The organism is Exiguobacterium sp. SL-9 (assembly GCF_004336985.1).
Lineage (GTDB): Bacteria > Bacillota > Bacilli > Exiguobacteriales > Exiguobacteriaceae > Exiguobacterium.
This window is the reverse complement of record NZ_SJUO01000004.1, coordinates 152,810-173,327: the sequence shown is the minus strand read 5'-3', so window position 1 is coordinate 173,327 and position 20,518 is coordinate 152,810. Positions and strand designations below refer to the sequence as shown.

Sequence of the window (20,518 nt, the reverse complement as noted above, 5' to 3'; positions counted from 1 at the left end):
GATTGGAGTGGCGACGATGATTCTGTACGAACAGATTCGTAAAAACAAAATCAAGACCGTGTTCATCGTGGCCGGGTTCGTCCTCCTCGTCTTGGCTGTCGGGGTGGTGATCTCGTATTTGAACTATGGTGACCCGCTCCCGGGGCTCATCTTCACTCCGGTATTCTCGCTCTTTTATATCGGGATTGTCATCATGTCGAGTACAAACATTGTCATGAAGATGAATCACGCCCAAGAGATCACGTCAGTCGACCAACACCGTTTCCTTTGGCATACGGTCGAGAACATGGCGATGGTCGCCCGCGTCCCGATGCCGCGAATATTTATCATCAATGACGCGTCACCGAACGCGTTCGCGACCGGGCTAAAACCGGAGAAAGCGGCCGTCGCCGTGACGACCGGACTACTCGACCAGTTGACGCGGGAAGAAGTCGAAGGCGTCATTGCCCACGAAGTCGCCCATATTAAAAATTACGATGTGCGATTGGCGACGGTGACGCTCGCCCTCGTCTCGGTCATCGCCATCATGAGCGATATCGGCTCACGGATGCTGTTCTTCCGGAGCGTCGGCGGCCGCCGCGACAACAACCAAAACCCGATTTTTATGATTGTCGGGTTAGTGTTATTAATTCTCGCACCGCTCATCGCCACGCTCGTCAACTTGGCCATCTCACGGAATCGTGAGTTTTTGGCGGATGCGAGCGGGGCCGAGTTGACGCGTAATCCGGATGCCCTCGCGTCGGCGCTCGAGAAGATCGCGAATATCCAGACACCGGTGAAAGAAGCCTCGCGCTCTTCGGCGTCTCTTTATTTTTCAGACCCGCTTAAGAAAAAGCTGAGTGGTCTGTTCTCCACGCACCCGAACCCGGCTGAACGGATTGCTAGACTGCGAAGTATGTAATGCATAACAATGGCTCTCTTTTTTAGGAAGAGGGCCTTTGTACGTGAATAGGACCAACGCATTTCGTAAATCCCGTTTGTATCAATACTGAATGGAATGATAGTAAAAAGAAAACGGATTGGAGGGGACGTCATGTTTGAGTCGGCACTCGAGTTAGGCATTGTCATCTTTTTATTGATGTATTCCATTACGGTTTCACTCATGTTGATGTCAGTCAAAAAGAAGAGCTAAGTAGGAGCGGTCACACGATTTAAACGGTCAAACGTCTGTATGGGTCGGTCATGAACATGGCCGATTTTTTGTATGATATCATGGAGAAAAATGGAAGAGGAGTGAGTGGCGATTCAAACATTTATCAAGTACATAGGCATCGGACTAGCATTGTTCATCGGACTGTCTGTCCTCGGTTTTTTCGGATTTAACCCGTGGCGATTACTCATCGAGTTATTCATGTGGACGACGACTTACGTGTTGCCATGGATCTTTCTTTACTTTTTTATCCGGTTCTACAAAACATATGAGCAAAGACAGTAAAAAAGCCACCTCGCGCACGAGGTGGCTTTCGTCAGTTACCCGGCGCGGTGGCTCCGGAGTTTTTCAATCTCTTCGAGGACGAATTGGACGTTCGTTCCGACGATGACTTGAATATGGGTCGGGCTGACGACTTTAATGCCTGGAATGCCCGCTTTCTTGATTTGAGTTTGATCGACCGTATCCATGTCTTTCACATCGACGCGGAGGCGCGTGACACACGATTCGATGCCGGTGACGTTTTGATCGCCGCCGAGACCGTCGTAAATCATTGCTGCCATCGCTGAATATTGACCGCCTGCTGCGACGGGAGCTGTCTTCGTTTCTCCTTCAGGAGTCGTTTCCGTTGCGACAGCGTCAACCGCTTCGTCTGACTCGCGGCCAGGTGTCGCCAAGTTAAATTTGACGATCATGAAGCGGAAGACGAAGTAGTAAATGACCGCAAACACAAGACCTTGAACGATTAACATATACGGTTGGTTCGCGAGTGGTAGCCGTGAGCTGAGGAAGAAATCCACGAAACCAGCACTGAAGGCAAAGCCTGCTGTCCATTGGAACGTCGCCGCGATAAAGAGCGACAGTCCTGTCAAGACTGCGTGAACAAGGTAAAGAACTGGTGCGAGGAACATGAACGAGAATTCGAGTGGTTCCGTGACACCTGTGAAGAAGGCTGCAAATCCAGCTGCGAGAAGAAGTGAGGCTGCTTGTTTCTTCCGTTTCGTTTTCGCAGTGTGGTACATCGCGAGTGCCGCGGCCGGAAGACCGAACATCATGATTGGGAAGAACCCAGCTTGATAGCGACCCGTAATCCCTTTCTCCCCTTCACCTGACCAGAAGTTCCCGATATCGTTAATACCGGCCACGTCAAACCAGAATACCGAGTTCAAGGCGTGGTGAAGACCAGTCGGGATTAACAGACGGTTGAAGAAGCCGTAAAGACCGGCCCCGACTGCGCCCATTTTCGAAATGGTTTCCCCGAAGCCGACGAGTCCTGTATACACGACCGGCCAGATAAAGTAAAGGGCGACCGAGACGAGGATCATCGAGAACGCCGTCATGATCGGGACGAGACGTTTACCGCTAAAGAAAGCGAGCGCGTCAGGCAATTGCACATGACTAAAGCGATTATACATTGATGCGGCAACAAGCCCTGATAAAATTCCGATAAATGCATTCTCAATTCGACCAAATGCAGGGTTGACTGCTTCTACATCGATGCTTTGGAAGAGGGCGACTGATCCTGCAGAAAGAAGAGTCGTGATAGTAAGGAACGCGACAAGTCCGCTTAGTGCCGCCGAACCGTCACGATTTTTCGCCATTCCCAATCCGACCCCGACTGCGAAGAGAATTGGAATATTATCGATAATGGCAGCGCCGGCTTTAATGAGGAAGGCGGCGGCCACGTTACCAGACCCCCAACCTGATGGGTCGATCCAATAACCGATTCCCATGAGGATGGCAGCTGCAGGAAGTACCGCGACCGGCAACATGAGGGAACGTCCGAGACGTTGTAAATAGTTCATCATTGTGAATGTCCTCCTTTTTGATGGTGTTGATCTTGTAAGCGTTGAATGTGGAGCGAGATATAACCAAGCTCTGATTCGGGCAAGACGATGCCGTATAAGTCTTCCATTTCGTTGGCGACGTCAGACGCACATGCATAGGCCGACGAAAATTTCGTTTGAATCATCTGAAGCATATCTTCGTCGATCGTATGGTGATCGTAATGGTTGACCCGATCCATGACGAATCGTAAATGAGTTAATAAGCGTTGATAGGATAAGTCATCTTCTTCAATAGATAAGTCGAGTCGTCGTGAAATCGATTGAATCATGTCCCTTACGATCGTCGTCTGCTTGACCGTCTTGCGTAAATCACCTCCTTTCACTTTAAGTGTATGGATATGGAGCGCGATGAAAGCTGCTTCGTCTTTCGGCATTTTCACACCGAGTTTGTCCTCGATGAGTTGAAGCGCCCATAACCCGATCTCGTATTCGTTCCGATATAAAATTTTTATCTCGTTCAACAGCTTGTTTCGAAGCGAGATGCCTTCTTGCTCACGTTCGATGGCGAACGAGATGTGATCGGTGAGGACGATATGGATATGTTCGTTGAACGTCGTCTCGAGTCGTTTTTCCGCATACGTGATGATTTCTTCTGAAATCGTGAAGTGCTCGATTGGAATCCGTGTGAGCAGTTGTTGAAATTTATCATTCTCGGACATGACGAATAACTTTTCCACCTTATGGGGATTGACGATATCGTTGCGTGCCTTCTTGAACGCGACGCCAGGACCGATGGCGATCTTTTCTTCGCCCTCGTCCGAGACAATGACCGCGTTGTTGTTTAAAATCTTTTTAATTTTTAACATGTGTCCTCCTATCGAGGAGTCATTGTTCCGCTTGAGCGACGACAGTCTTTCCAGAAATTGAGGGCCCGCCTACGTGAAACGAGTAGGGGTGAGGCAAGTCGTTTCCATTCGTGACAATCATCGGAGTGACTGTATCTTTACCGGCTCGTTGGATTTGTTCCAAGTCGGCGGTTAAGAGTGACTGCCCGACCGAGACCGTATCGTCGACTTCGACGTGGACTGTGAAGGGGGCGCCATTCAGTTCGACCGTGTCTAACCCGACATGAATCAAAATTTCAGCTCCGTCTTCTGTCCGAATACCGATGGCGTGTTTCGTCGGTGCAACCTGGACGATTGTTCCATTAGCCGGTGCTACGACCGTACCGTTTGTCGGCATGATGGCGATCCCGTCGCCCATCATCTTCTCGCTGAAGACAGGATCGGTCACTTCCTCAAGTGGAATGATGTCTCCTTCCATGGGTGCATAAAGTGTCAGTGTATGTCTCTTCATCCACTTATTCAATAACATATTTGAATCATCCTTTCGCTTGAAAAATGATTGTGAAAAAACAAAACAGGCATGGAGTATAGACGGGTGGCGTGAGCCTTTCGTCCTACCCCATGCCTGATCGAATCAGTCACATGTGATCATTATTCGTTTTGTCACCTTCAAGATAGCACGCCAATGTATAGATATCAAGACCTAATTTGAAAGCGTTCTCTAGAAATTTTACTTCTTCGAAAATCTGTTGTATAGTAAGGGCGAAACTGAATGAGAAAGGTGTTGCATGTTAATGAGTGAGGTTGTATCTGCCTAACGAACTGAAAAATGTTGGATGACACATGTTTTTGTCATGCCTTCATGTTCTGTTACAGATACCGCCCATCCTAAACTGCCAGACACCGGTCTGTCTTTTTGCGTTGGTCGTCATCGGCCGACGCTTTTTGTTTGCGCGGTATCTCCAACCTAATTTTAAGGAGAGATCACCATGAACGAACAAACATTAGAGAAATTACAATATAACGACTTGATTCAACGCGTTGAGCGCTACTGCATCAGCGGATTCGGCCGTCACTTGCTCCGGAACCAACGTCCGACGAGTCACCTGCAGACGGTAAAAAAACGGCTCCAAGAGACATCGGAGGCACGTGCGATTCTCGACGCGACGTCACACGTTCCTTTTATTGGCGTGTCTGCTATGGAACCGCTCATCGGTAAAATCAGTCGTGGCATCCAGCTCGAGGCGAGCGAACTCGAAGCCGTCGCTGAATTTTTCCGAGGTGCCCGTAAGTTGAAACGCTTCATGGCCGAGCAGGCGTTCTTCGCCCCACTCCTGTCTCTTTATGCGGGCGAAATGAGCGAATGGCGCAGCATCGAGGAAGACATCGTCCAAGCGATCCGCGGGGGACGTGTCGTCGATGAGGCGTCCAAAGAATTGAAGCGGGTCCGCAAACAAATCGATATTCTCGAAGGACGAATCGAGGAGCGGTTGAACAAGTTCTTGAAGAGCGCCGCGAACCGAGAGGCGATTCAAGACGGATTTGTGACGAAGAAACAAGATCGATTCACGATTCCAATCAAAGCTTCATATAAGCACAAAGTCGCCGGGGCGATCATCGATACGTCCAGCCGGGGGACGACGGTCTTCATCGAACCGGAAGCGGTCGCGAAGTTGAACGCGGAACTCGTCGTCAGACGAACCGAGGAAGCGGTCGAAATCTATCAAGTGCTCGCCACGCTCACCGGTATGGTGGCGGAAGTATTGCCGACAATCGAGGCGACGCTCGACGTCATCGCGCAATATGACATGGTGTTCGCGAAAGGAAAGTATAGCCAAACCATCGACGGCATCGCCCCGCGTGTGAACGGTGTCGGGAGAATCCGTTTGAAACAAGTCCGGCATCCGCTCCTCGAAGGTGCGGTCCCGCTCGACTTCTCGCTTGGGGAGACGTACCGTGGACTCATCATCACTGGACCGAACGCAGGCGGGAAGACGGTCGTCTTGAAGACGATCGGGCTGCTCAGCTTGATGACGATGAGCGGCCTTCATATCCCAGCTCATTCCGACACGGACATCTCGACGTTTGACGACGTCTTCGTCGACATCGGGGACAACCAGGACATGGGTTCGGCGCTCAGCACGTTCTCGGCCCATATGCATAACGTGGCAAGTATCATGCAGAAGGCGGGGAAACGGTCGCTCCTGCTATTCGATGAGATTGGGAGCGGGACCGAGCCGAACGAAGGCGCGGCCCTTGCCATCGCGATTTTAGAAGAAGCGTACAAACGAGGTTGTCTCGTCGTCGCTTCGACCCATTACGGGGAAATCAAGGCGTATTCCGAGACGCATCCGGACTTCATGAATGCTGCCATGCAGTTCGACCCCGACACGCTCGAACCGAAATATCGGTTGTTGATCGGACAGTCGGGTGACAGCAACGCCTTGTTCATTGCCCGGAAAATGAAGCTACCTGAATCGATTTTGAAGCAAGCGGCCCGTTATATGCACGACAAGACGTACGACCAGTCGCTCCTTGATACGACGCGTCTGACACAAGAAGTCGTCCGCCCAGTCGTCGAACCAGATCAAGTCTTGTCGAAAGGGGATCGAGTCCGTCTGCTCGATACGGATCAAGTCGGTCTTGTCTATGCGATGGACGAATCGTTGCGTCAAGTCACTGTATATGTTGACGGTGTTTTCAGCGAGCATCCGCTCCGTCGGGTCCGGCGTGAGGCGAAAGCGCTCGACTTGTATCCGGCTGGTTACGACCTGGAAACGTTGTTCGTCGATTATCGGGACCGGAAAGAAGCCCATGACTTTGCCCGCGGTTCGAAGAAGGCGCTCCGTCGTGTCGAGAAAGAGATTCGGGCGCGGCAGCGTGCCGAACGAGGCGAATGAGTGTATGCAACAAGGCACTCGGGTAAGGAACAAGGACCGGGGGTCACCACGTATCATTCGGCTTTCGGGTAACGTGTTGGAGGTGACTGGATGTTTTGGTTAAGCTTGTTGTTTGCCATCGGATTTGCTTTGATTCATTATTTCTCCGGACAATTGATTCATGTGCGGGAGACACCGCGGAGCCGCTTTATGTCGCTCGCCGGCGGTATCGCTGTCGCTTATGTGTTTCTGCATCTTTTGCCTGAGCTGAACGAATATCAACAAGAACTTGAAGGGCATCTTGAGAGCGGCCTGTTCGCCTCGATTGAGAATCATATCCTCGTCGTCAGTATGCTCGGGTTAGCCGTCTTTTATGGATTGGAACGATTGGCCACACAAATGAAAAACCGTGGGCGCGGCAACGTGTTTTGGATTCATATGACGTTGTTCGTCGTGTACAACTTCAGTATCGGTTACGTGCTCGCAGAAAGTGAATTCGATACGCCATGGGCGATGACGCTCTACTTTCTTGCGTTAGGGATTCACTTCATCACGGTCGATCAGGGCCTGAGGCATCATCATCGCGAGCAGTATGACAAGCGTGGCCGATTGTGGCTGTCGTTGGCCGTGCTCGCCGGCTGGGGAATCGGGACATTCTCGGCGCTCCATGAAGTGACACTGTCAATGATTGTCGCGTTCTTGGCTGGTGGCATCATCTTGAACGTCATGAAAGAAGAGTTGCCAGAAGAACGGGACAGCAGTTTTCGCGCGTTTGCCGTTGGGCTGATCGGATACGCATTACTGTTATTGGTCATATGAAAAGGCAACCACGAGGTTGCCTTTTTGTTTATAAGGAATTGGTGCTCTGATTGTCTACGTTATCATCGGTCGCAGGTGTGTCCTCATCTTGATTTGATCCACCGAATGGGCCACCGTGATGAGGGCCGTGTCCACCTCCGTGACGTCCACCACCAAAACCGCGCATATCGCCTAAGTCGTCGTAACTCGTGACGTCAGCAAAACGCTCTTCATGGTCGGCAAGAATCGCGTCGGCCTCCTCTTGCGTCAAGTCACCGGATTCGACGGCTGCCTCAAGTTTCACTTCATGAGAGGTGATCATCCCTTCGATGAACTGTTCGATGGTGATCCCTTTTTCTTCTGCGAGTTCAGGAAGCGATTGTCCTTCTTCTCGCGCAGCTTCCACTTCGGCTTCGGTCAAACCGAGTGCCTCGAGCAAAGCGGCCTGCCCGGCTGCCCGGTCACCGAACATACCCCGCTCACCGCGTTCACCGCGTTCGCATTGTGTCGTCGTTTCCGTTCCTTCTGTCGTGGTCGTATCGTTCGTGGCGGCATAGACGCCGGTGCCTGAGACGGCAAGTAGGCCGGCCAGGGCGATTGCTAATTTAGATGTCTTCATGTCAATCTCCTCCTTTACTACCTCAAGTGTAGGACGTGGGCGTTCAAAAGTTGTGAGGGAGTTGCAAGGTTTCTGCAAATTGTCTTTGGGAAACGATGGGAAGATTTCGCGATACGATATAATGAAGATGGAGGCGATCGAGATGAACGTACTTGTAGTCGAAGATGAACCGAAACTAGCGGACGGGATGGCCCGTTTTTTGACGTATGCGGGTTTTCACGTCAGTGTGGCGAGTACGCTCGCCGAAGCGAAACGACAGCTCGGACAACCGTTTGATGCGGTCCTGCTAGACGTGCGTTTGCCGGACGGGGAAGGATGGACGCTCATTCCGAAACTGAAGACGCTAAAGCCGCGGCCGGCCATCATCTTGACGACGGCACGGGGAGAGGCAGATGACCGTGTGTTCGGCCTCGAGCTCGGAGCCGACGATTATTTGGTCAAACCGATTGTATTAAAAGAACTCGAAATCCGTCTGAAGCGTCTCGTCAAGCAGACGGATGAGCTGTCGTTCGGCGACATGACGGTGGACGTTCGCTCCCGCACGGTGATGGACGCCGGGCAAGCGATTCGCGTGACCAATAAAGAGTATGAGTTATTGCTCTACTTGTTGAAGCATAGCGGAGAAGCGCTCGATCGGAACCGTCTACTTGACGAGGTGTGGGACTATACGTTCGCCGGAGACACACGGACGGTCGATACGCACGTCAAACAGTTGCGCGACAAATCGCCGACGATGAAACGGCAATTGAAGACGGTGCACCGCGTCGGTTATCGATTGGAGGAAATCCGATGAGCCGGTTGATGAAAAAATTACTCTGGACGGCAATTCTCCCCCTCGTTGTCATGGCGTTGCTCACGTTTGGCCTGACATCGCTATTGATTGGACGTTTCGCTGAGACGGAGAGCTATGACCAACTCGAACGTGAGGCGGATATCGTGTATGAGGCACTCGTGGATGGTCGAGGCATCCCGGGTCAACTCGACGTTCTTGTGTTTCAGGACGGAGAGGCGGTCAACCTGGACCGTGGAGGCAGGATGCGTCGTCATATGACCCCAGTCCTCGATCCAGACTCACTTTCCGAACGAGATGAGGTCAGCGCGAACGGGTCAAGGTTATTGACGTTCCTTCGAGAAGAAGGGGATGTGCAAATCGTGACGTATGCACCCGTCCCGCTGTCGACCCCTCAGTTTCGCCAAATTTACGTCATTCTCGGGAGTGGTTTCTTACTGGCACTCCTCGTCGCCATCGGTGTGACGTATTGGATGGGGCTTCGCTTGACGTCCCCGCTCATCAAATTGAAACAGGCAACCACAGCCATCATGTCGGGCAGGCATGACATCGCGCTACCGCCTGTCACCGACGATGAGATTGGCGATTTGACGGAAGCGGTCCGTCAGATGAACACGTCGCTCGAAGAGAAAGAACGACTGCAAAATACGTTCATCTCAGGGGTTACGCACGATGTCCGGACGCCGCTTGCCATCGTACGAAACGAGGCCGAAATGCTTGAACTCGGTGTCGTCAAACAAGAAGATGTGGCGGCGACGGGTCGAAGTTTAACTGAAGAAGTCGATCGGATCGATCGGCTCGTCAGTCAGATGCTTGAGTACTCGAAGTTATCGGCGGGCAAGCTGGCGCTCACGATGGGGTCCGTCCACGTGAGCCAATTAATTGAAGAGACCGTCTTGCGGATGGATGACTGGTTCCTTCAAAAAGAGGTCGCGGTTGTACTCGAACTTGAGGACGTGACAATCCAGGCGGACCGGTTGGCGATGGAACGTGTGCTGTCGAACTTTCTTCAAAACGCATACCACGCCAGTCCAATTGGAGGCGTGATCACCATCAGGCTATCCGAGCGACGACTGGAAATCGAAGACGAAGGGCCGGGTATTGCCGAGACGATGCGCGCCAACATTTGGGACATGTATGTGAAAGGCGATCGTTCGAACGGGCATGGTCTCGGTCTTGCTATCAATAAGCTGTTGCTTGAAGCGCACCAACTCACTTACGGGGTTGAATCAAACGAGGGGGCGATTTTTTGGATCGAATGGGACTGAACTTGTTTTTACGAGGTGTCCGCTTAGAGCGAGATCGGATTGAGACGCGAGGTTACCCGTTCTCGCTCCCGATTTTTGAAGGATTTGACGAGTTGACGCTGACGAAGTCGGTCACGTTTTTAGTCGGAGAAAATGGTAGTGGCAAGTCGACGTTGATCGAAGGGATGGCCATCGCCGCCGGATTCAATCCGGAAGGTGGTGCGACGACGTTCCGATTTGAGACCGAGTCGACACATAGCCCGCTGTTCGAGGCGTTACGTCCGATTCGTGGCGCCTATCGCCCGAAGGACGGTTTTTTCCTTCGGGCCGAGACGGCGTATCAACTGTCGAGTTATGTGGATGAAATTGCACGGACGTCTCCTGATCCGGAACGGTTTTATGCGTCCTACGGGGGGCGGTCGCTCCATGAGCAGTCACACGGTGAGGCGTTCTTGTCGCTCATGCTTCACCGATTCCGGGACGGGGGACTATATATTTTAGATGAGCCCGAGGCCGCCTTGTCGCCGATGCGGCAGTTGACGATGCTCGCACGGATGCATGAACTCGTGCAAACTGGGAGCCAATTTATCATTGCGACCCACTCGCCAATTCTCATGTCGTATCCGGACGCGGCGATTTTGGAAGTCGAGACAGGACTCCAACCGACGACGTTCGATGAACTCGAGCATGTTCGTGTCATGCGTGACTTTTTAGCGGCACCAGAACGAATGCAACGCATCCTGTTCGAGTGAAAACGGTCACGGTGTAAGCGTTTTATTTTTATGTTGACGTCAAGATTTCAACGGAGTATGCTAGTAGCGAGAAGAAGAAAATCCATTTTGGGATTGTTACTGGTCAAGCAGGCAAAACCTAAATTGATGCCGTTCATCCAAATTTGGGGACCGGTGTGAATTTAGGTTTTTTTCTTTTCATTCGAACTTGAGCGGAGGTGAATTGATTCCATGCAGATTTCAAAAGTGTTCAACAACAACGTCGTGGCCATTCAAGCGAACGGTCAAGAGCAAGTCGTCATGGGACGGGGGATTGCGTTTCAAAAGCGTCCGGGCGATGCGATCGATCAAGCGCGGATTGAAAAGGTCTTTACGCTCGAGAGTAAAGAGAGCCACGAACGGTTCGTTCATTTTTTGAATGAGATGCCAGCTACTGAGATGGATACGGTCAAAGAAATCGTCAAGCTCGCGGAGACGCGACTTGAGAAGCCGGTCCATGATTCGCTATACGTGACCCTCGCCGATCACATCCATTTTGCCCTCAGTCGGTATCGGGATGGGATCATCATTCGGAACCCGCTCGTTTGGGAAGTGAAACGATTTTATGGACCCGAGTTCGTAATCGGGAAAGAAGCGGTCGCCCTCATCAACGAGCGACATGACGTCAAGTTAGACGAAGACGAGGCGGTCGCCATCGCCCTTCATCTCGTCAACGCGACGATGTCAGGCGCCAAAGGTGAGAATTTGCATCTTGTCACCGAGATGACACGCGCCACACAAGCGATCCTCACCATCATCACGTACCACTTTCAAATTGATTTGGATGAAGAGTCATACGCTTACTCACGGTTTTTGACCCACTTGAAGTATTTCGTCCAACGACTTGCCTCAGGGGAGCAGATTAAGCCAGGTGGCGACGAGACGCTGTTCGAGATGGTGAAGCTGCGTTATCCGGACGCTTACGAATGTGTCGAGAAAATCGCCGGTCTGATTGCCACGAAGTACAATTACGAGGTCTCGACCGATGAACGCTTGTATATGATGATTCATATCGAAAACTTAATGAAAGAACGACGATCCTAAGGATGGTTACTGATGATGCAGGCCAAACCTAAATGACGACACCTCCCGTGTGCGTTCATTTAGGTTTTTCTTTTTACCCAAATTGAAGGAGTGAATAGCATGAGCCAAACAAAAACGCTCGCCGCGGACATCATTCGTCACGTCGGCGGGAAAGACAACGTCAAAAGCGTGTTCCATTGTGCGACACGGCTACGTTTTAAATTGAAAGATGAACAGAAAGCGAATCCCGAGGCATTAAAAAACCATGACGGTGTCATCACGGTCGTCCAAAGCGGTGGTCAGTTCCAAGTCGTCATCGGCAACAACGTTCCTTACGTTTACCAAGACGTGGTCGAGGCAGGTGGATTCCAGACGTCATCGAACGACGATACGGAAAAAACGGGTGTCTTTAACCGTTTGATTGATGTGATTGCGGGGATTTTCACCCCGATTCTCGGTCCGATGGCCGGTAGCGGTCTATTGAAAGGATTGCTCGCCATTCTTGTCGCCCTCGGCTTGCTCACGCAAGACATGGGCACGTACATCGTCTTGAACGCAGCGGCCGACGCGCTCTTTTACTTCTTACCAGTCATTCTTGGCCATTCGGCAGCGAAGAAGTTCGGCGGCAATCCGTATATCGGGATGATCATCGGGGGTGCGCTCGTCTACCCGGCCATCGTCGCGATGCAAGGAGCGGGCGAGTCACTCACGTTCCTCACGGTTCCGGTCGTCTTGATGAGCTACGCGTCTTCGGTCATTCCGATTATCTTGGCGGCGTACGTGTCATCGAAAGTCGAGACGTTCTTCAACAAACACACGCATGAGGCGGTCCGTAACTTCACGACCCCGATGATGGCCCTCTTGATCGTCGTCCCGCTCACGTTCCTCGCGATCGGTCCGGTCGCGACATACGCGAGCCAAGGACTCGCCGGCGGCTATTCGTTCTTATATGAACTTAGCCCGGTCGTCGCCATCGCCTTCATCGGCGCGTTCTGGCAAGTGCTCGTCATGTTCGGTCTCCACTGGGGGCTCGTGCCGATTATCATCAACAACTTGGCGGTCGTCGGCATGGATACGATCGTCGTCGGGGTCCTCATGGCGACATTCGGTCAAGTCGGAGCGACGCTCGCCATCACATTGAAGGCGCGTGACGCGAAAACGAAAGGGCTCGGGACGTCATCGACGATTGCCGGCGTGTTCGGCATCACCGAACCGGCGATTTATGGATTGACGCTCCCACGTAAAAAACCGTTCGTCTTCGGGATGGTTGGCGGTGCGGCCGGCGGGGTCGTCGGCGGTATGCTCGGTACGGCAGCTTATGCGATGGGTGGCCTCGGTGTGTTCAGCATCCCGGTCATGATTCCGGCGACGGGCCTCGATATGACGTTCTATGGTGCGTTAATTGGGATGGCAGTCGCCACACTCGTCTCGTTCGGACTCACGTTCGCATTCCATAAAGAAGTCGAGGCAGGTGAAGCGACAACGGCAGAAGTAGCACCGGCCGTCTCAAAACACGTCGGTTTCCCGGTATCGGCTCCAGTCAGAGGAGAAGCGGTTTCCCTCGAGACCGTTCGCGATGAAGTGTTCTCAAGCGGCGCGATGGGGAAAGGACTTGCCATCATGCCGACAGAAGGGGTCGTCTATGCCCCATTCGATGGCGAAGTTGTCACAGTCTTCCAATCGAAGCATGCCATCGGCCTCCGCTCGAATGGCGGCGTCGAAGTATTGATTCATGTCGGAATCGATACGGTCCAACTCGGTGGAAAACATTTTGAAACGTTCGTCCAAGCTGGACAGCGTGTGACCGAGGGTGATGTATTGGTGAAATTTGATTTAGAGGCTATCGCCCAAGCCGGTTATGACACGATTACCCCGGTCATTGTCACGAATACAGGGAATTACTTAGATGTCTTGCCGACACATGTCGGCATTGTCGAACCAAACCACGACGTCTTGCGCGTCTTAGCCTAAAAGGAGGAAATGAACATGAAACAAGTAGCGAAAAACTTTTTATGGGGTGGCGCCACGGCGGCGAACCAATTTGAAGGTGGGTACCAAGAAGGTGGCAAAGGGCTCTCGATCGCGGATGTGATGCCAGGCGGCAAGGATCGGATGAAAATCATCCATGACCCGACGTTCGATTTCGAGTTGCATGACGAGTACACGTACCCGAACCATGAAGGGATCGACTTCTATCATCACTACAAGGAAGATATCGCCCTCTTCAAAGAGATGGGCTTCAAGACGTTCCGCATGTCGATCGCGTGGTCGCGCATCTTCCCGAACGGGGATGAGCTCGAGCCGAACGAGGAAGGGCTCAAATTCTATGACCGCGTCATCGATGAGCTCGTCGCACAAGGAATCGAGCCACTCGTCACGATCTCACATTACGAGTTGCCACTCCATTTGGCGACAGCATACGGGGGTTGGCGCGATCGTCGCCTCGTGACATGCTTCGAACGGTACAGCCGTGTCTTGTTCGAACGTTACCAAGGCAAGGTCAAATATTGGCTCACGTTCAATGAAATCAACGGAGCCCAGTTCATGCCGATGCTCAGTCTCGGGATGGCGATCCGCGAAGGGGACGACCAGTTGCAATTGACGTACCAAGGGTTGCACCATCAGCTCGTCGCGAGCGCGCTCGCAACAAAAGCGGCGAAAGAAATCGATCCATCGATGCAAATCGGCTGCATGCTCATCGCTGCGCCGGTCTATCCGTACAGCTCGAATCCGGAAGACATCTGGTATGCACACGACGCCGAGCGTATGATGAACTTCTTCTGCGGCGACGTCCATGTCCGTGGTGAATATCCATCATTCGCGAAACGATTCTTCCGTGAGAACGGGATCGAACTCGTGATGGAAGACGGGGATCTCGAGACGCTGAAAGCGAACACGGTGGACTTCTTCTCGCTCAGCTACTATATGTCACGTACCGAGAAAGCAGAGAAGACGGAAGAAGAGGCAGCAGGGAACATCATGAGCGGAGTGAAAAATCCTTACCTCAAGGCGAGTGACTGGGGTTGGGAGATCGATCCGATGGGATTACGCGTCATTTTGAATAAACTGTATGAGCGCTATGAATTACCGCTCTTCATCGTCGAGAACGGTCTCGGCGCTTATGACAAAGTCGAAGCGGACGGTTCGGTCCATGACGATTACCGGATCGAGTACTTGCGTGACCATTTGAAAGCGATGGTGGAGGCAATTGAAGATGGAGTCGACGTCATCGGTTATACGAGCTGGGGTTGTATCGATCTCGTGAGCGCGTCGACCGGGGAATATAGCAAGCGTTACGGCTTCATCTACGTCGATAAGCATGACGACGGGTCGGGAACGCTCGAGCGTTCGCGGAAAGACTCGTTCTTCTGGTATCAAGACGTCATCCAGACGAACGGAGCGAGCTTGTTCGAAGATGAGACGGTAAAATAAAAAAGAGCGGCCGCGGCCGCTCTTTTCTTATGCTTTCGTGACTTTGCGTAAGAGGATGATGGCGAGACTGACGCCACCGGCAATCAACATATATGTGAGAATCTCCGTCCAGGCTGCCATCAGACATCTTCCTCGGCAAAAACGGCCAAGTCCCCTTGAGGCATGGCGACGAGTAAGAAATGTTCGCCTCCGAGCGGACGGGCGTCTCCGGCCTGCCAACTTTCATACTGTTCGTGATAGCCGTTCACGAACAAGACGGCTCCAGATTCAAATGTTAGTTCAAGGTTGGGGTTGTCTTCAGATAACCGGATGGAACGGACGCGTTCACGCCGGAGTCCGACGAGGTGATGGAGTTGCTCATCTTCGTTGAAAGAAGGGCCCGATGAATGGACGTACCAAGGTCCTTCAATCGAGAGCCACGACTCGTTGCCGTCTCGGTTGAAGTAGAGGAGATGATGGTTGGGACCGGAGCCAAAATCGATTCCGACGAAGGAAGACGCGTTAAATAGATGCTGTAAAATCTGTGTTGCTTCAAGATGTTCGGTATGGGTCACGCTTCCACCTCGCTTAAATAGGTTAGTTAATTCCATCATTTCACGTTACTCCGCTAAAGTAAATGAAAGGATTATGTGAAATCACTCATACGTAAAAAACGTCAGCTCTACATTTTTTGGGAAATATTGCAATCGATTTAAAAAATTGGTCAGTGATTGGACGAATAAAGTCCCGGTTTCGATGATTCGACTTATAATCAAATAGTTAGATGAATTGATGAAACGAGGGGTAACCATGGTTTATGGCTTATTGATTGGCGGCATCGTCCTCATCACCATCGTCCTCAACATCCTTCGGTTGATGACGACCCCCGCTCTGAATCGCTGGCTGCTGGCCGGTACGAGCAGTCTTGTCGTGATGTGGCACGGGGTGTTGTTCGATTTTTATGATTTGCATTGGTCCGTGCTGTTATTGATGATGACGGGACTCGTCTGCTTTCACTGGAAAGGCATGGTTGCAGCCATTTTGGTCGGGTGGATCTTGGTGTACAGCCAATCGGGAACGTTGTCGTTTCCGCTCTTACTCAGTTATATCTTCTTCGGATTAGGCGCCGCGTTGCTCTTCGGTTACGTCAAGCAGTTGAAGCGTGAGCGGTCGGGACGGTTACGGATGTTGACGGCGAGTTCTCGCCAATTGAACGTGTTTCGGGAAGTCAGTTTTACGATGCAAGACACGCTCGATCCGGATCGGTTGCTACAAACGATCTTGACATCGGTGACAGCCGGGCACGGGCTCGGATTTAACCGATCGATCATCTTCTTCGCGGATTTAGAAAAAGATAGCATCTACGGAGTCATGGGAACGGGACCGATGAATCCAGAGGACGGTTTTCAGATTTGGGAAGAAATCACGAAACAACACATTGACCTTCAAGGACTGATTGATGAGAAAGAGACGGACTCGACGCACGATGAGCAGTTGAACGAACGGATTCGGAAAATGACGATCCCATTTCAGGGAGATCATCTGTTCAAACAGGCACTCGACTCGGGACGGCCGCTCCACGTCTACGCAAGCATCACCGACGATCCTGTGCTGCGGATGTTACATACCGATTTGCAAATGGATGAGTGTACGATTTTCCCGCTCCATCATCAAGGTATCCCATACGGACTCCTCGTGATCGATAACGTCGTCAACAAGAAACCGATCACCCCTCAAAAGATTGATAGCGTTCGCCCAATCGCGGAACAAGCCTCGCTTGCCCTTCATCAAACGACGCTCTATCAGCGGATTGAGACGTTGGCGCTTCGTGACGGCTTGACGCGTCTCAAAAACCATCGCTCATTCGAACAAGATTTGGACGTCTTGTTCCGGGAATGCGAAACAGACGAACTATCATTGATTGTCATGGATATTGACCATTTTAAACACTTCAACGATACGAACGGTCACTTGGCCGGAAACGAGTTGCTCACGCGACTCGCGAGTGTCATTCGCCGAAGTGTGCCGGATGAACAGATGGCCTATCGGTTCGGGGGCGAAGAGTTTGTCGTCCTGTTGCCGCAGTATGACGAGGTCGAGGCGGCACAGGTGGCGGAGACAATCCGTACCGCCGTGCTCAAAACGAACTTTTTGAATGGAGAAAGTCAACCGGGTGGGCAGTTGACGCTCAGCTTCGGTGTCGCTTCGAAGCACACGCTTCATGAACAGTCCCTCGAACAGTTGATTGAGTGCGCCGATCAAGCGTTGTATGCAGCCAAATCAAAAGGGAAAAACCAAGTCTGTCGTTGGGAAGGGGTGCCGTTATGACCGAATTTAGCGTTATGATCATGACCGTCGCCTTTATCGGTTCGATTTTATTAACGAGTCAGCCGTGTTATCGTTTGGTGACAGGTAACCTTGCGAAACGACACGCTGCGACGCTCGGTGTATCATTGAAAGACGTCTCATTCTCGTTCGACCAAATGGTGTATTTCATCGCGTTGCCGACGACGATTCCAGAGGTCCGCGATGCGGCGAAAGAGGAATTGGTCGTCGAACCATATTATGAGTCTTACTTCTTTCCGGAAGTGAACGGCGTGCAAGTCTCCGTAAAATCGGAATCAGCAGTGATTCCCATCGCCTATTTGCCGATTGACGACTTCAGCCTTCCTGTGCTGGATCGATATTTAGAGACCGGCAAAATCAATGAGCGCGTCAACCGGACGATTCGGGAACATATGATTGTCCATGGCCGCACGCTCGAAGCAATTCGAGACGAGGTGTATCATCAACTTCATGAAGACCGCCTGGCACAATTAAAGGGTTTCCATCTCAGACCGTGATGGAAACCCTTTTTTACTTCGTCAACATATGAAACCGTGCGGCACCAATCAAATTGGCCTCGTTGAAATGGGCGCACGTCTCGAGATCGATGCGGAACGTCCCAAACGCGTCGCACAGTGCGTCCAAGTGTCGCTTGATGCCGTCCCGCACTTCAGGACGTCGGCTGATGCCGCCCCCGATTAAGATCAGATCCGGGTCGAGCCCGAACTGGAGATTGTAGATGCCGATCGCGTTCCAGCGATAGAAGCGCTCTAATTCTGTATGGATGACCGGATTGGTTTGAAGCGCGAACACATCTTTTCCGGTGAGCGGGCGACCGAGTTGCTCGCTGCAACGCTTGACGAGAGCGGCGGTAGCGCCGATTTTACTCCACGTCCCATCTGGATGGGGAAGAGACGGGTCGAGAATCCAATAGCCGAACTCCCCTCCGTGGAAATGGGAACCGACCATGAGGACGTCCGAATCGACGAAGGCTCCGCCGATGCCTGTTCCGATGACGACCGTCGCGTAGCTCGTCACCGACGCGGCCGCACCATTCCATCCTTCTGCAAGTGCCGCCGCATTGGCATCGTTCAAGACGGTGACCGGTAAGTCGTAACGGTCTTCGAACGCCTGTAGAAACGGACGATTATGGATATAAGGCAATGCGCTGATGCCATGAATCACACCGGTCGTCGAGTCGACGGAGCCGGGCGCACTGAAGGCGATTCCGTCGAGTGGGGCCTCGCCGGTCGCTTCGTTAAATATCACATCGACTTGTTCGAGCAAGCCTTCCCACGTCGCAGGGGTGGGGACGTGTTTGTTCGACAAGAGGTTGCCGTCGGCTTGGACGACTCCGTATTTGATACTAGTACCACCAATATCGATGGCAAAATAATGTTGCATACTGCTCGACTCCTTTATGTGGGGGATGACAAAAGTATTATGACACATTTCAAGGTCAAAATATGATAAATTTATAGGTACAAATTTATGTCATAAACAGTTCTACAAATCAAAAGAAAATGGCCGCGCCATCCAAGAAAGGACACATTCATGACTGAACAAGACTATGAACGATTGCTTCAAATCGAGACGGCGAAACCGCAACAAGGGTTCCCGGCCTCGGCCGAATATCATCGTTATGAACCGACCCCATACGAGGCGCTCGACTTGTTGCGTGACGCGTATCCGCTCGCGGCCACGGATACGGTCGTCGATTTTGGTTCGGGCAAGGGACGCCTCCCGTTTTATCTCGCTTATACGTTCCGAGTCCGAGCCATCGGTATCGAGATGGACGGTGGCTTCCACGAGGCGGCGCTCGCGAACTGGATGAATTACGCCAAGAAACACAGGACGCGGGGAAGTGTCCAGCTCGTCCGCGGCTACGCCGAACAGTTTGAGGTGCCGGTTGAGGCGAACCGCTTTTATTTCTTCAACCCGTTCTCGGTGAACGTGTTCCGGCAGGTCGTTGCGAACATCATCGACTCGGTCGAACGCGAGCCGCGACCGGTCGATCTCATCCTCTATTATCCAGCCGACGAGTACTTACATTTTTTGAATGACGAGACGCCTTTCCGCTACGTACAGGACGTTCGCTTGCCGTTAAAGAATCTTCATGAGCGCTTTCTTATTTATCGGTTTGATATGATGGAGTCATCTTGGTAAATGGGGAGTGGATCATCGTGAAAAAAGAAGATATTTTAGATGCGTATCGTTGGCGTCAAGCGACGAAAGAGTTCGACGCGGACCGAAAAATCGATGAGGAAGATTTCGAATTCATCTTGGAGACAGGCCGCCTATCACCAAGTTCCTTTGGCTTCGAACCTTGGCAGTTCGTCGTCATTCGCCGCGAGGACTTACTCCAAAAAATCAAAGATCATGCGTGGGGTGCGCAAGGACAGACGTTGACGGCGAGCCATTTCGTATTGATTTTGGCGCGGACGCCTGAAGCGATGCGTTATGATTCGGAATACTTGCGCCACATCATTACGGGCGTCCAAGGACGGACCGAAGACGAGTACGCGCTTCGGGTGAAACGTGTCCGTGAGTTCCAAGAACAAGATTATCGACTGTTGGACGACGAGCGGGTCTTCCAAGAATGGATCAAACGCCAGACGTACATCCCGCTCGGCAACATGATGACGGCCGCCGCCCAGATCGGCGTCGACTCATGCCCGATCGAAGGATTCAATCAAGCGGAAATCGATGAATTATTGATCTCGGAAGGCGTTATGGAACGAGGCGCCTGGTCGCTCTCGGTCATGGTCGCGTTCGGACATCGGGCCCGCGACTTCGCGCCGAAAACACGTCGCGATTTCAATGAAGTCGTCAAATATATCGGATGAAAAAAAGCTCAGCAACGTGACGTTGCTG

The 20,518-nt window shown here is 51.9% G+C and carries 20 protein-coding genes; 14 read left to right on the top strand and 6 right to left on the bottom strand.

Going from position 1 to position 20,518, the window contains the following annotated elements; genetic code table 11:
* The first annotated feature begins 19 nt into the window (after window positions 1-19).
* Complete coding sequence (htpX, locus tag EVJ34_RS11730; protein ID WP_236636705.1) at window positions 20-901, top strand: zinc metalloprotease HtpX; 882 nt, start codon at window positions 20-22, stop codon at window positions 899-901.
* A 336-nt stretch (window positions 902-1,237) separates the two neighbouring features.
* A complete protein-coding gene (locus tag EVJ34_RS11725; protein WP_131485736.1) occupies window positions 1,238-1,435 on the top strand; it encodes a hypothetical protein in 198 nt (65 codons plus the stop codon).
* A gap of 35 nt (window positions 1,436-1,470) precedes the next feature.
* On the opposite strand, the gene nagE is transcribed toward EVJ34_RS11725, so the two are convergent.
* The 3 genes from nagE to EVJ34_RS11710 are packed head-to-tail and all read right to left on the bottom strand — an operon-like array spanning window position 1,471 to window position 4,311.
* A complete protein-coding gene (gene nagE / locus EVJ34_RS11720; RefSeq protein WP_131434540.1) occupies window positions 1,471-2,958 on the bottom strand; it encodes an N-acetylglucosamine-specific PTS transporter subunit IIBC in 1,488 nt (495 codons plus the stop codon).
* Complete coding sequence (locus tag EVJ34_RS11715; protein WP_131485735.1) at window positions 2,955-3,803, bottom strand: PRD domain-containing protein; 849 nt, start codon at window positions 3,801-3,803, stop codon at window positions 2,955-2,957. Before EVJ34_RS11715 ends, nagE begins: the two co-directional genes overlap by 4 nt.
* A 19-nt stretch (window positions 3,804-3,822) precedes the next feature.
* Window positions 3,823-4,311 (bottom strand): PTS sugar transporter subunit IIA, encoded by a 489-nt coding sequence (locus EVJ34_RS11710; protein WP_236636701.1) that lies wholly within the window; start codon window positions 4,309-4,311, stop codon window positions 3,823-3,825.
* 460 nt (window positions 4,312-4,771) lie between these two features.
* Between EVJ34_RS11710 and EVJ34_RS11705 the strand changes: the two genes are divergently transcribed.
* A complete protein-coding gene (locus tag EVJ34_RS11705) occupies window positions 4,772-6,682 on the top strand; it encodes an endonuclease MutS2 (RefSeq protein ID WP_131485734.1) in 1,911 nt (636 codons plus the stop codon).
* A 90-nt stretch (window positions 6,683-6,772) separates the two neighbouring features.
* The gene (locus tag EVJ34_RS11700) at window positions 6,773-7,480 is read left to right on the top strand and encodes a hypothetical protein (protein WP_131485733.1); all 708 of its coding nucleotides are present in this window, start codon (window positions 6,773-6,775) and stop codon (window positions 7,478-7,480) included.
* A gap of 28 nt (window positions 7,481-7,508) precedes the next feature.
* Here the strand turns inward: EVJ34_RS11700 and EVJ34_RS11695 are convergent, their stop codons facing one another.
* Entirely contained in the window at window positions 7,509-8,078 is a 570-nt protein-coding gene (locus tag EVJ34_RS11695; RefSeq protein ID WP_131434548.1) for a hypothetical protein, read from the bottom strand.
* Between the two features lie 142 nt (window positions 8,079-8,220).
* On the opposite strand from EVJ34_RS11695, the gene EVJ34_RS11690 reads away from it, so the two are divergent.
* The 6 genes from EVJ34_RS11690 (at window position 8,221) to EVJ34_RS11665 (ending at window position 15,340) form a co-directional block, all read left to right on the top strand.
* Window positions 8,221-8,871, top strand: coding sequence for a response regulator transcription factor (locus EVJ34_RS11690; protein WP_131485732.1), 651 nt, complete (start codon window positions 8,221-8,223; stop codon window positions 8,869-8,871).
* Window positions 8,868-10,136, top strand: a complete 1,269-nt coding sequence (locus tag EVJ34_RS11685) for a HAMP domain-containing sensor histidine kinase (protein ID WP_131485731.1) — start codon at window positions 8,868-8,870, stop codon at window positions 10,134-10,136. The genes EVJ34_RS11690 and EVJ34_RS11685 overlap by 4 nt, the downstream gene beginning before the upstream one ends.
* Window positions 10,127-10,867: an AAA family ATPase gene (locus tag EVJ34_RS11680; protein WP_131485821.1), complete on the top strand. Its 741-nt coding sequence runs from the start codon at window positions 10,127-10,129 to the stop codon at window positions 10,865-10,867. The genes EVJ34_RS11685 and EVJ34_RS11680 overlap by 10 nt, the downstream gene beginning before the upstream one ends.
* A gap of 210 nt (window positions 10,868-11,077) precedes the next feature.
* Complete coding sequence (gene licT / locus EVJ34_RS11675; protein WP_131485730.1) at window positions 11,078-11,929, top strand: BglG family transcription antiterminator LicT; 852 nt, start codon at window positions 11,078-11,080, stop codon at window positions 11,927-11,929.
* Window positions 11,930-12,028: 99 nt separating this feature from the next.
* Window positions 12,029-13,879: a beta-glucoside-specific PTS transporter subunit IIABC gene (locus EVJ34_RS11670; protein ID WP_131485729.1), complete on the top strand. Its 1,851-nt coding sequence runs from the start codon at window positions 12,029-12,031 to the stop codon at window positions 13,877-13,879.
* A gap of 9 nt (window positions 13,880-13,888) precedes the next feature.
* The gene (locus tag EVJ34_RS11665) at window positions 13,889-15,340 is read left to right on the top strand and encodes a glycoside hydrolase family 1 protein (protein ID WP_483297328.1); all 1,452 of its coding nucleotides are present in this window, start codon (window positions 13,889-13,891) and stop codon (window positions 15,338-15,340) included.
* 119 nt (window positions 15,341-15,459) lie between these two features.
* Here the strand turns inward: EVJ34_RS11665 and EVJ34_RS11660 are convergent, their stop codons facing one another.
* The gene (locus EVJ34_RS11660; protein WP_131485727.1) at window positions 15,460-15,930 is read right to left on the bottom strand and encodes a DUF6188 family protein; all 471 of its coding nucleotides are present in this window, start codon (window positions 15,928-15,930) and stop codon (window positions 15,460-15,462) included.
* A gap of 199 nt (window positions 15,931-16,129) precedes the next feature.
* Here EVJ34_RS11660 and EVJ34_RS11655 point away from each other — a divergent pair, with 199 nt between their 5' ends.
* Both EVJ34_RS11655 and EVJ34_RS11650 read left to right on the top strand, forming a co-directional pair.
* Entirely contained in the window at window positions 16,130-17,647 is a 1,518-nt protein-coding gene (locus tag EVJ34_RS11655) for a sensor domain-containing diguanylate cyclase (protein WP_161568917.1), read from the top strand.
* Window positions 17,644-18,162 (top strand): hypothetical protein, encoded by a 519-nt coding sequence (locus tag EVJ34_RS11650; RefSeq protein WP_131434564.1) that lies wholly within the window; start codon window positions 17,644-17,646, stop codon window positions 18,160-18,162. The genes EVJ34_RS11655 and EVJ34_RS11650 overlap by 4 nt, the downstream gene beginning before the upstream one ends.
* 13 nt (window positions 18,163-18,175) lie before the next feature.
* Here EVJ34_RS11650 and EVJ34_RS11645 read toward each other — a convergent pair whose 3' ends face one another.
* Window positions 18,176-19,048 carry an ROK family protein gene (locus tag EVJ34_RS11645; RefSeq protein WP_161568916.1) on the bottom strand — a complete coding sequence of 291 codons (873 nt, stop codon included), beginning with the start codon at window positions 19,046-19,048 and terminating at the stop codon, window positions 18,176-18,178.
* 150 nt (window positions 19,049-19,198) lie between these two features.
* Here EVJ34_RS11645 and EVJ34_RS11640 point away from each other — a divergent pair, with 150 nt between their 5' ends.
* Window positions 19,199-19,810: a class I SAM-dependent methyltransferase gene (locus EVJ34_RS11640; RefSeq protein ID WP_131485724.1), complete on the top strand. Its 612-nt coding sequence runs from the start codon at window positions 19,199-19,201 to the stop codon at window positions 19,808-19,810.
* A gap of 17 nt (window positions 19,811-19,827) precedes the next feature.
* Window positions 19,828-20,490: an NAD(P)H-dependent oxidoreductase gene (locus EVJ34_RS11635; protein WP_131485723.1), complete on the top strand. Its 663-nt coding sequence runs from the start codon at window positions 19,828-19,830 to the stop codon at window positions 20,488-20,490.
* Window positions 20,491-20,518: the final 28 nt, after the last annotated feature.

Bases quoted from the DNA above. Each gene is read 5' to 3' on its own strand.
- nagE (WP_131434540.1), bottom strand. From the start codon at position 2,958: ATGATGAACTATTTACAACGTCTCGGACGTTCCCTCATGTTGCCGGTC.
- EVJ34_RS11715 (WP_131485735.1), bottom strand. From the start codon at position 3,803: ATGTTAAAAATTAAAAAGATTTTAAACAACAACGCGGTCATTGTCTCG.
- EVJ34_RS11710 (WP_236636701.1), bottom strand. From the start codon at position 4,311: ATGTTATTGAATAAGTGGATGAAGAGACATACACTGACACTTTATGCA.
- EVJ34_RS11705 (WP_131485734.1), top strand. From the start codon at position 4,772: ATGAACGAACAAACATTAGAGAAATTACAATATAACGACTTGATTCAA.
- EVJ34_RS11700 (WP_131485733.1), top strand. From the start codon at position 6,773: ATGTTTTGGTTAAGCTTGTTGTTTGCCATCGGATTTGCTTTGATTCAT.
- EVJ34_RS11695 (WP_131434548.1), bottom strand. From the start codon at position 8,078: ATGAAGACATCTAAATTAGCAATCGCCCTGGCCGGCCTACTTGCCGTC.
- EVJ34_RS11690 (WP_131485732.1), top strand. From the start codon at position 8,221: ATGAACGTACTTGTAGTCGAAGATGAACCGAAACTAGCGGACGGGATG.
- EVJ34_RS11685 (WP_131485731.1), top strand. From the start codon at position 8,868: ATGAGCCGGTTGATGAAAAAATTACTCTGGACGGCAATTCTCCCCCTC.
- EVJ34_RS11680 (WP_131485821.1), top strand. From the start codon at position 10,127: ATGGGACTGAACTTGTTTTTACGAGGTGTCCGCTTAGAGCGAGATCGG.
- licT (WP_131485730.1), top strand. From the start codon at position 11,078: ATGCAGATTTCAAAAGTGTTCAACAACAACGTCGTGGCCATTCAAGCG.
- EVJ34_RS11670 (WP_131485729.1), top strand. From the start codon at position 12,029: ATGAGCCAAACAAAAACGCTCGCCGCGGACATCATTCGTCACGTCGGC.
- EVJ34_RS11665 (WP_483297328.1), top strand. From the start codon at position 13,889: ATGAACATGAAACAAGTAGCGAAAAACTTTTTATGGGGTGGCGCCACG.
- EVJ34_RS11660 (WP_131485727.1), bottom strand. From the start codon at position 15,930: ATGGAATTAACTAACCTATTTAAGCGAGGTGGAAGCGTGACCCATACC.
- EVJ34_RS11655 (WP_161568917.1), top strand. From the start codon at position 16,130: ATGGTTTATGGCTTATTGATTGGCGGCATCGTCCTCATCACCATCGTC.
- EVJ34_RS11650 (WP_131434564.1), top strand. From the start codon at position 17,644: ATGACCGAATTTAGCGTTATGATCATGACCGTCGCCTTTATCGGTTCG.
- EVJ34_RS11645 (WP_161568916.1), bottom strand. From the start codon at position 19,048: ATGCAACATTATTTTGCCATCGATATTGGTGGTACTAGTATCAAATAC.
- EVJ34_RS11640 (WP_131485724.1), top strand. From the start codon at position 19,199: ATGACTGAACAAGACTATGAACGATTGCTTCAAATCGAGACGGCGAAA.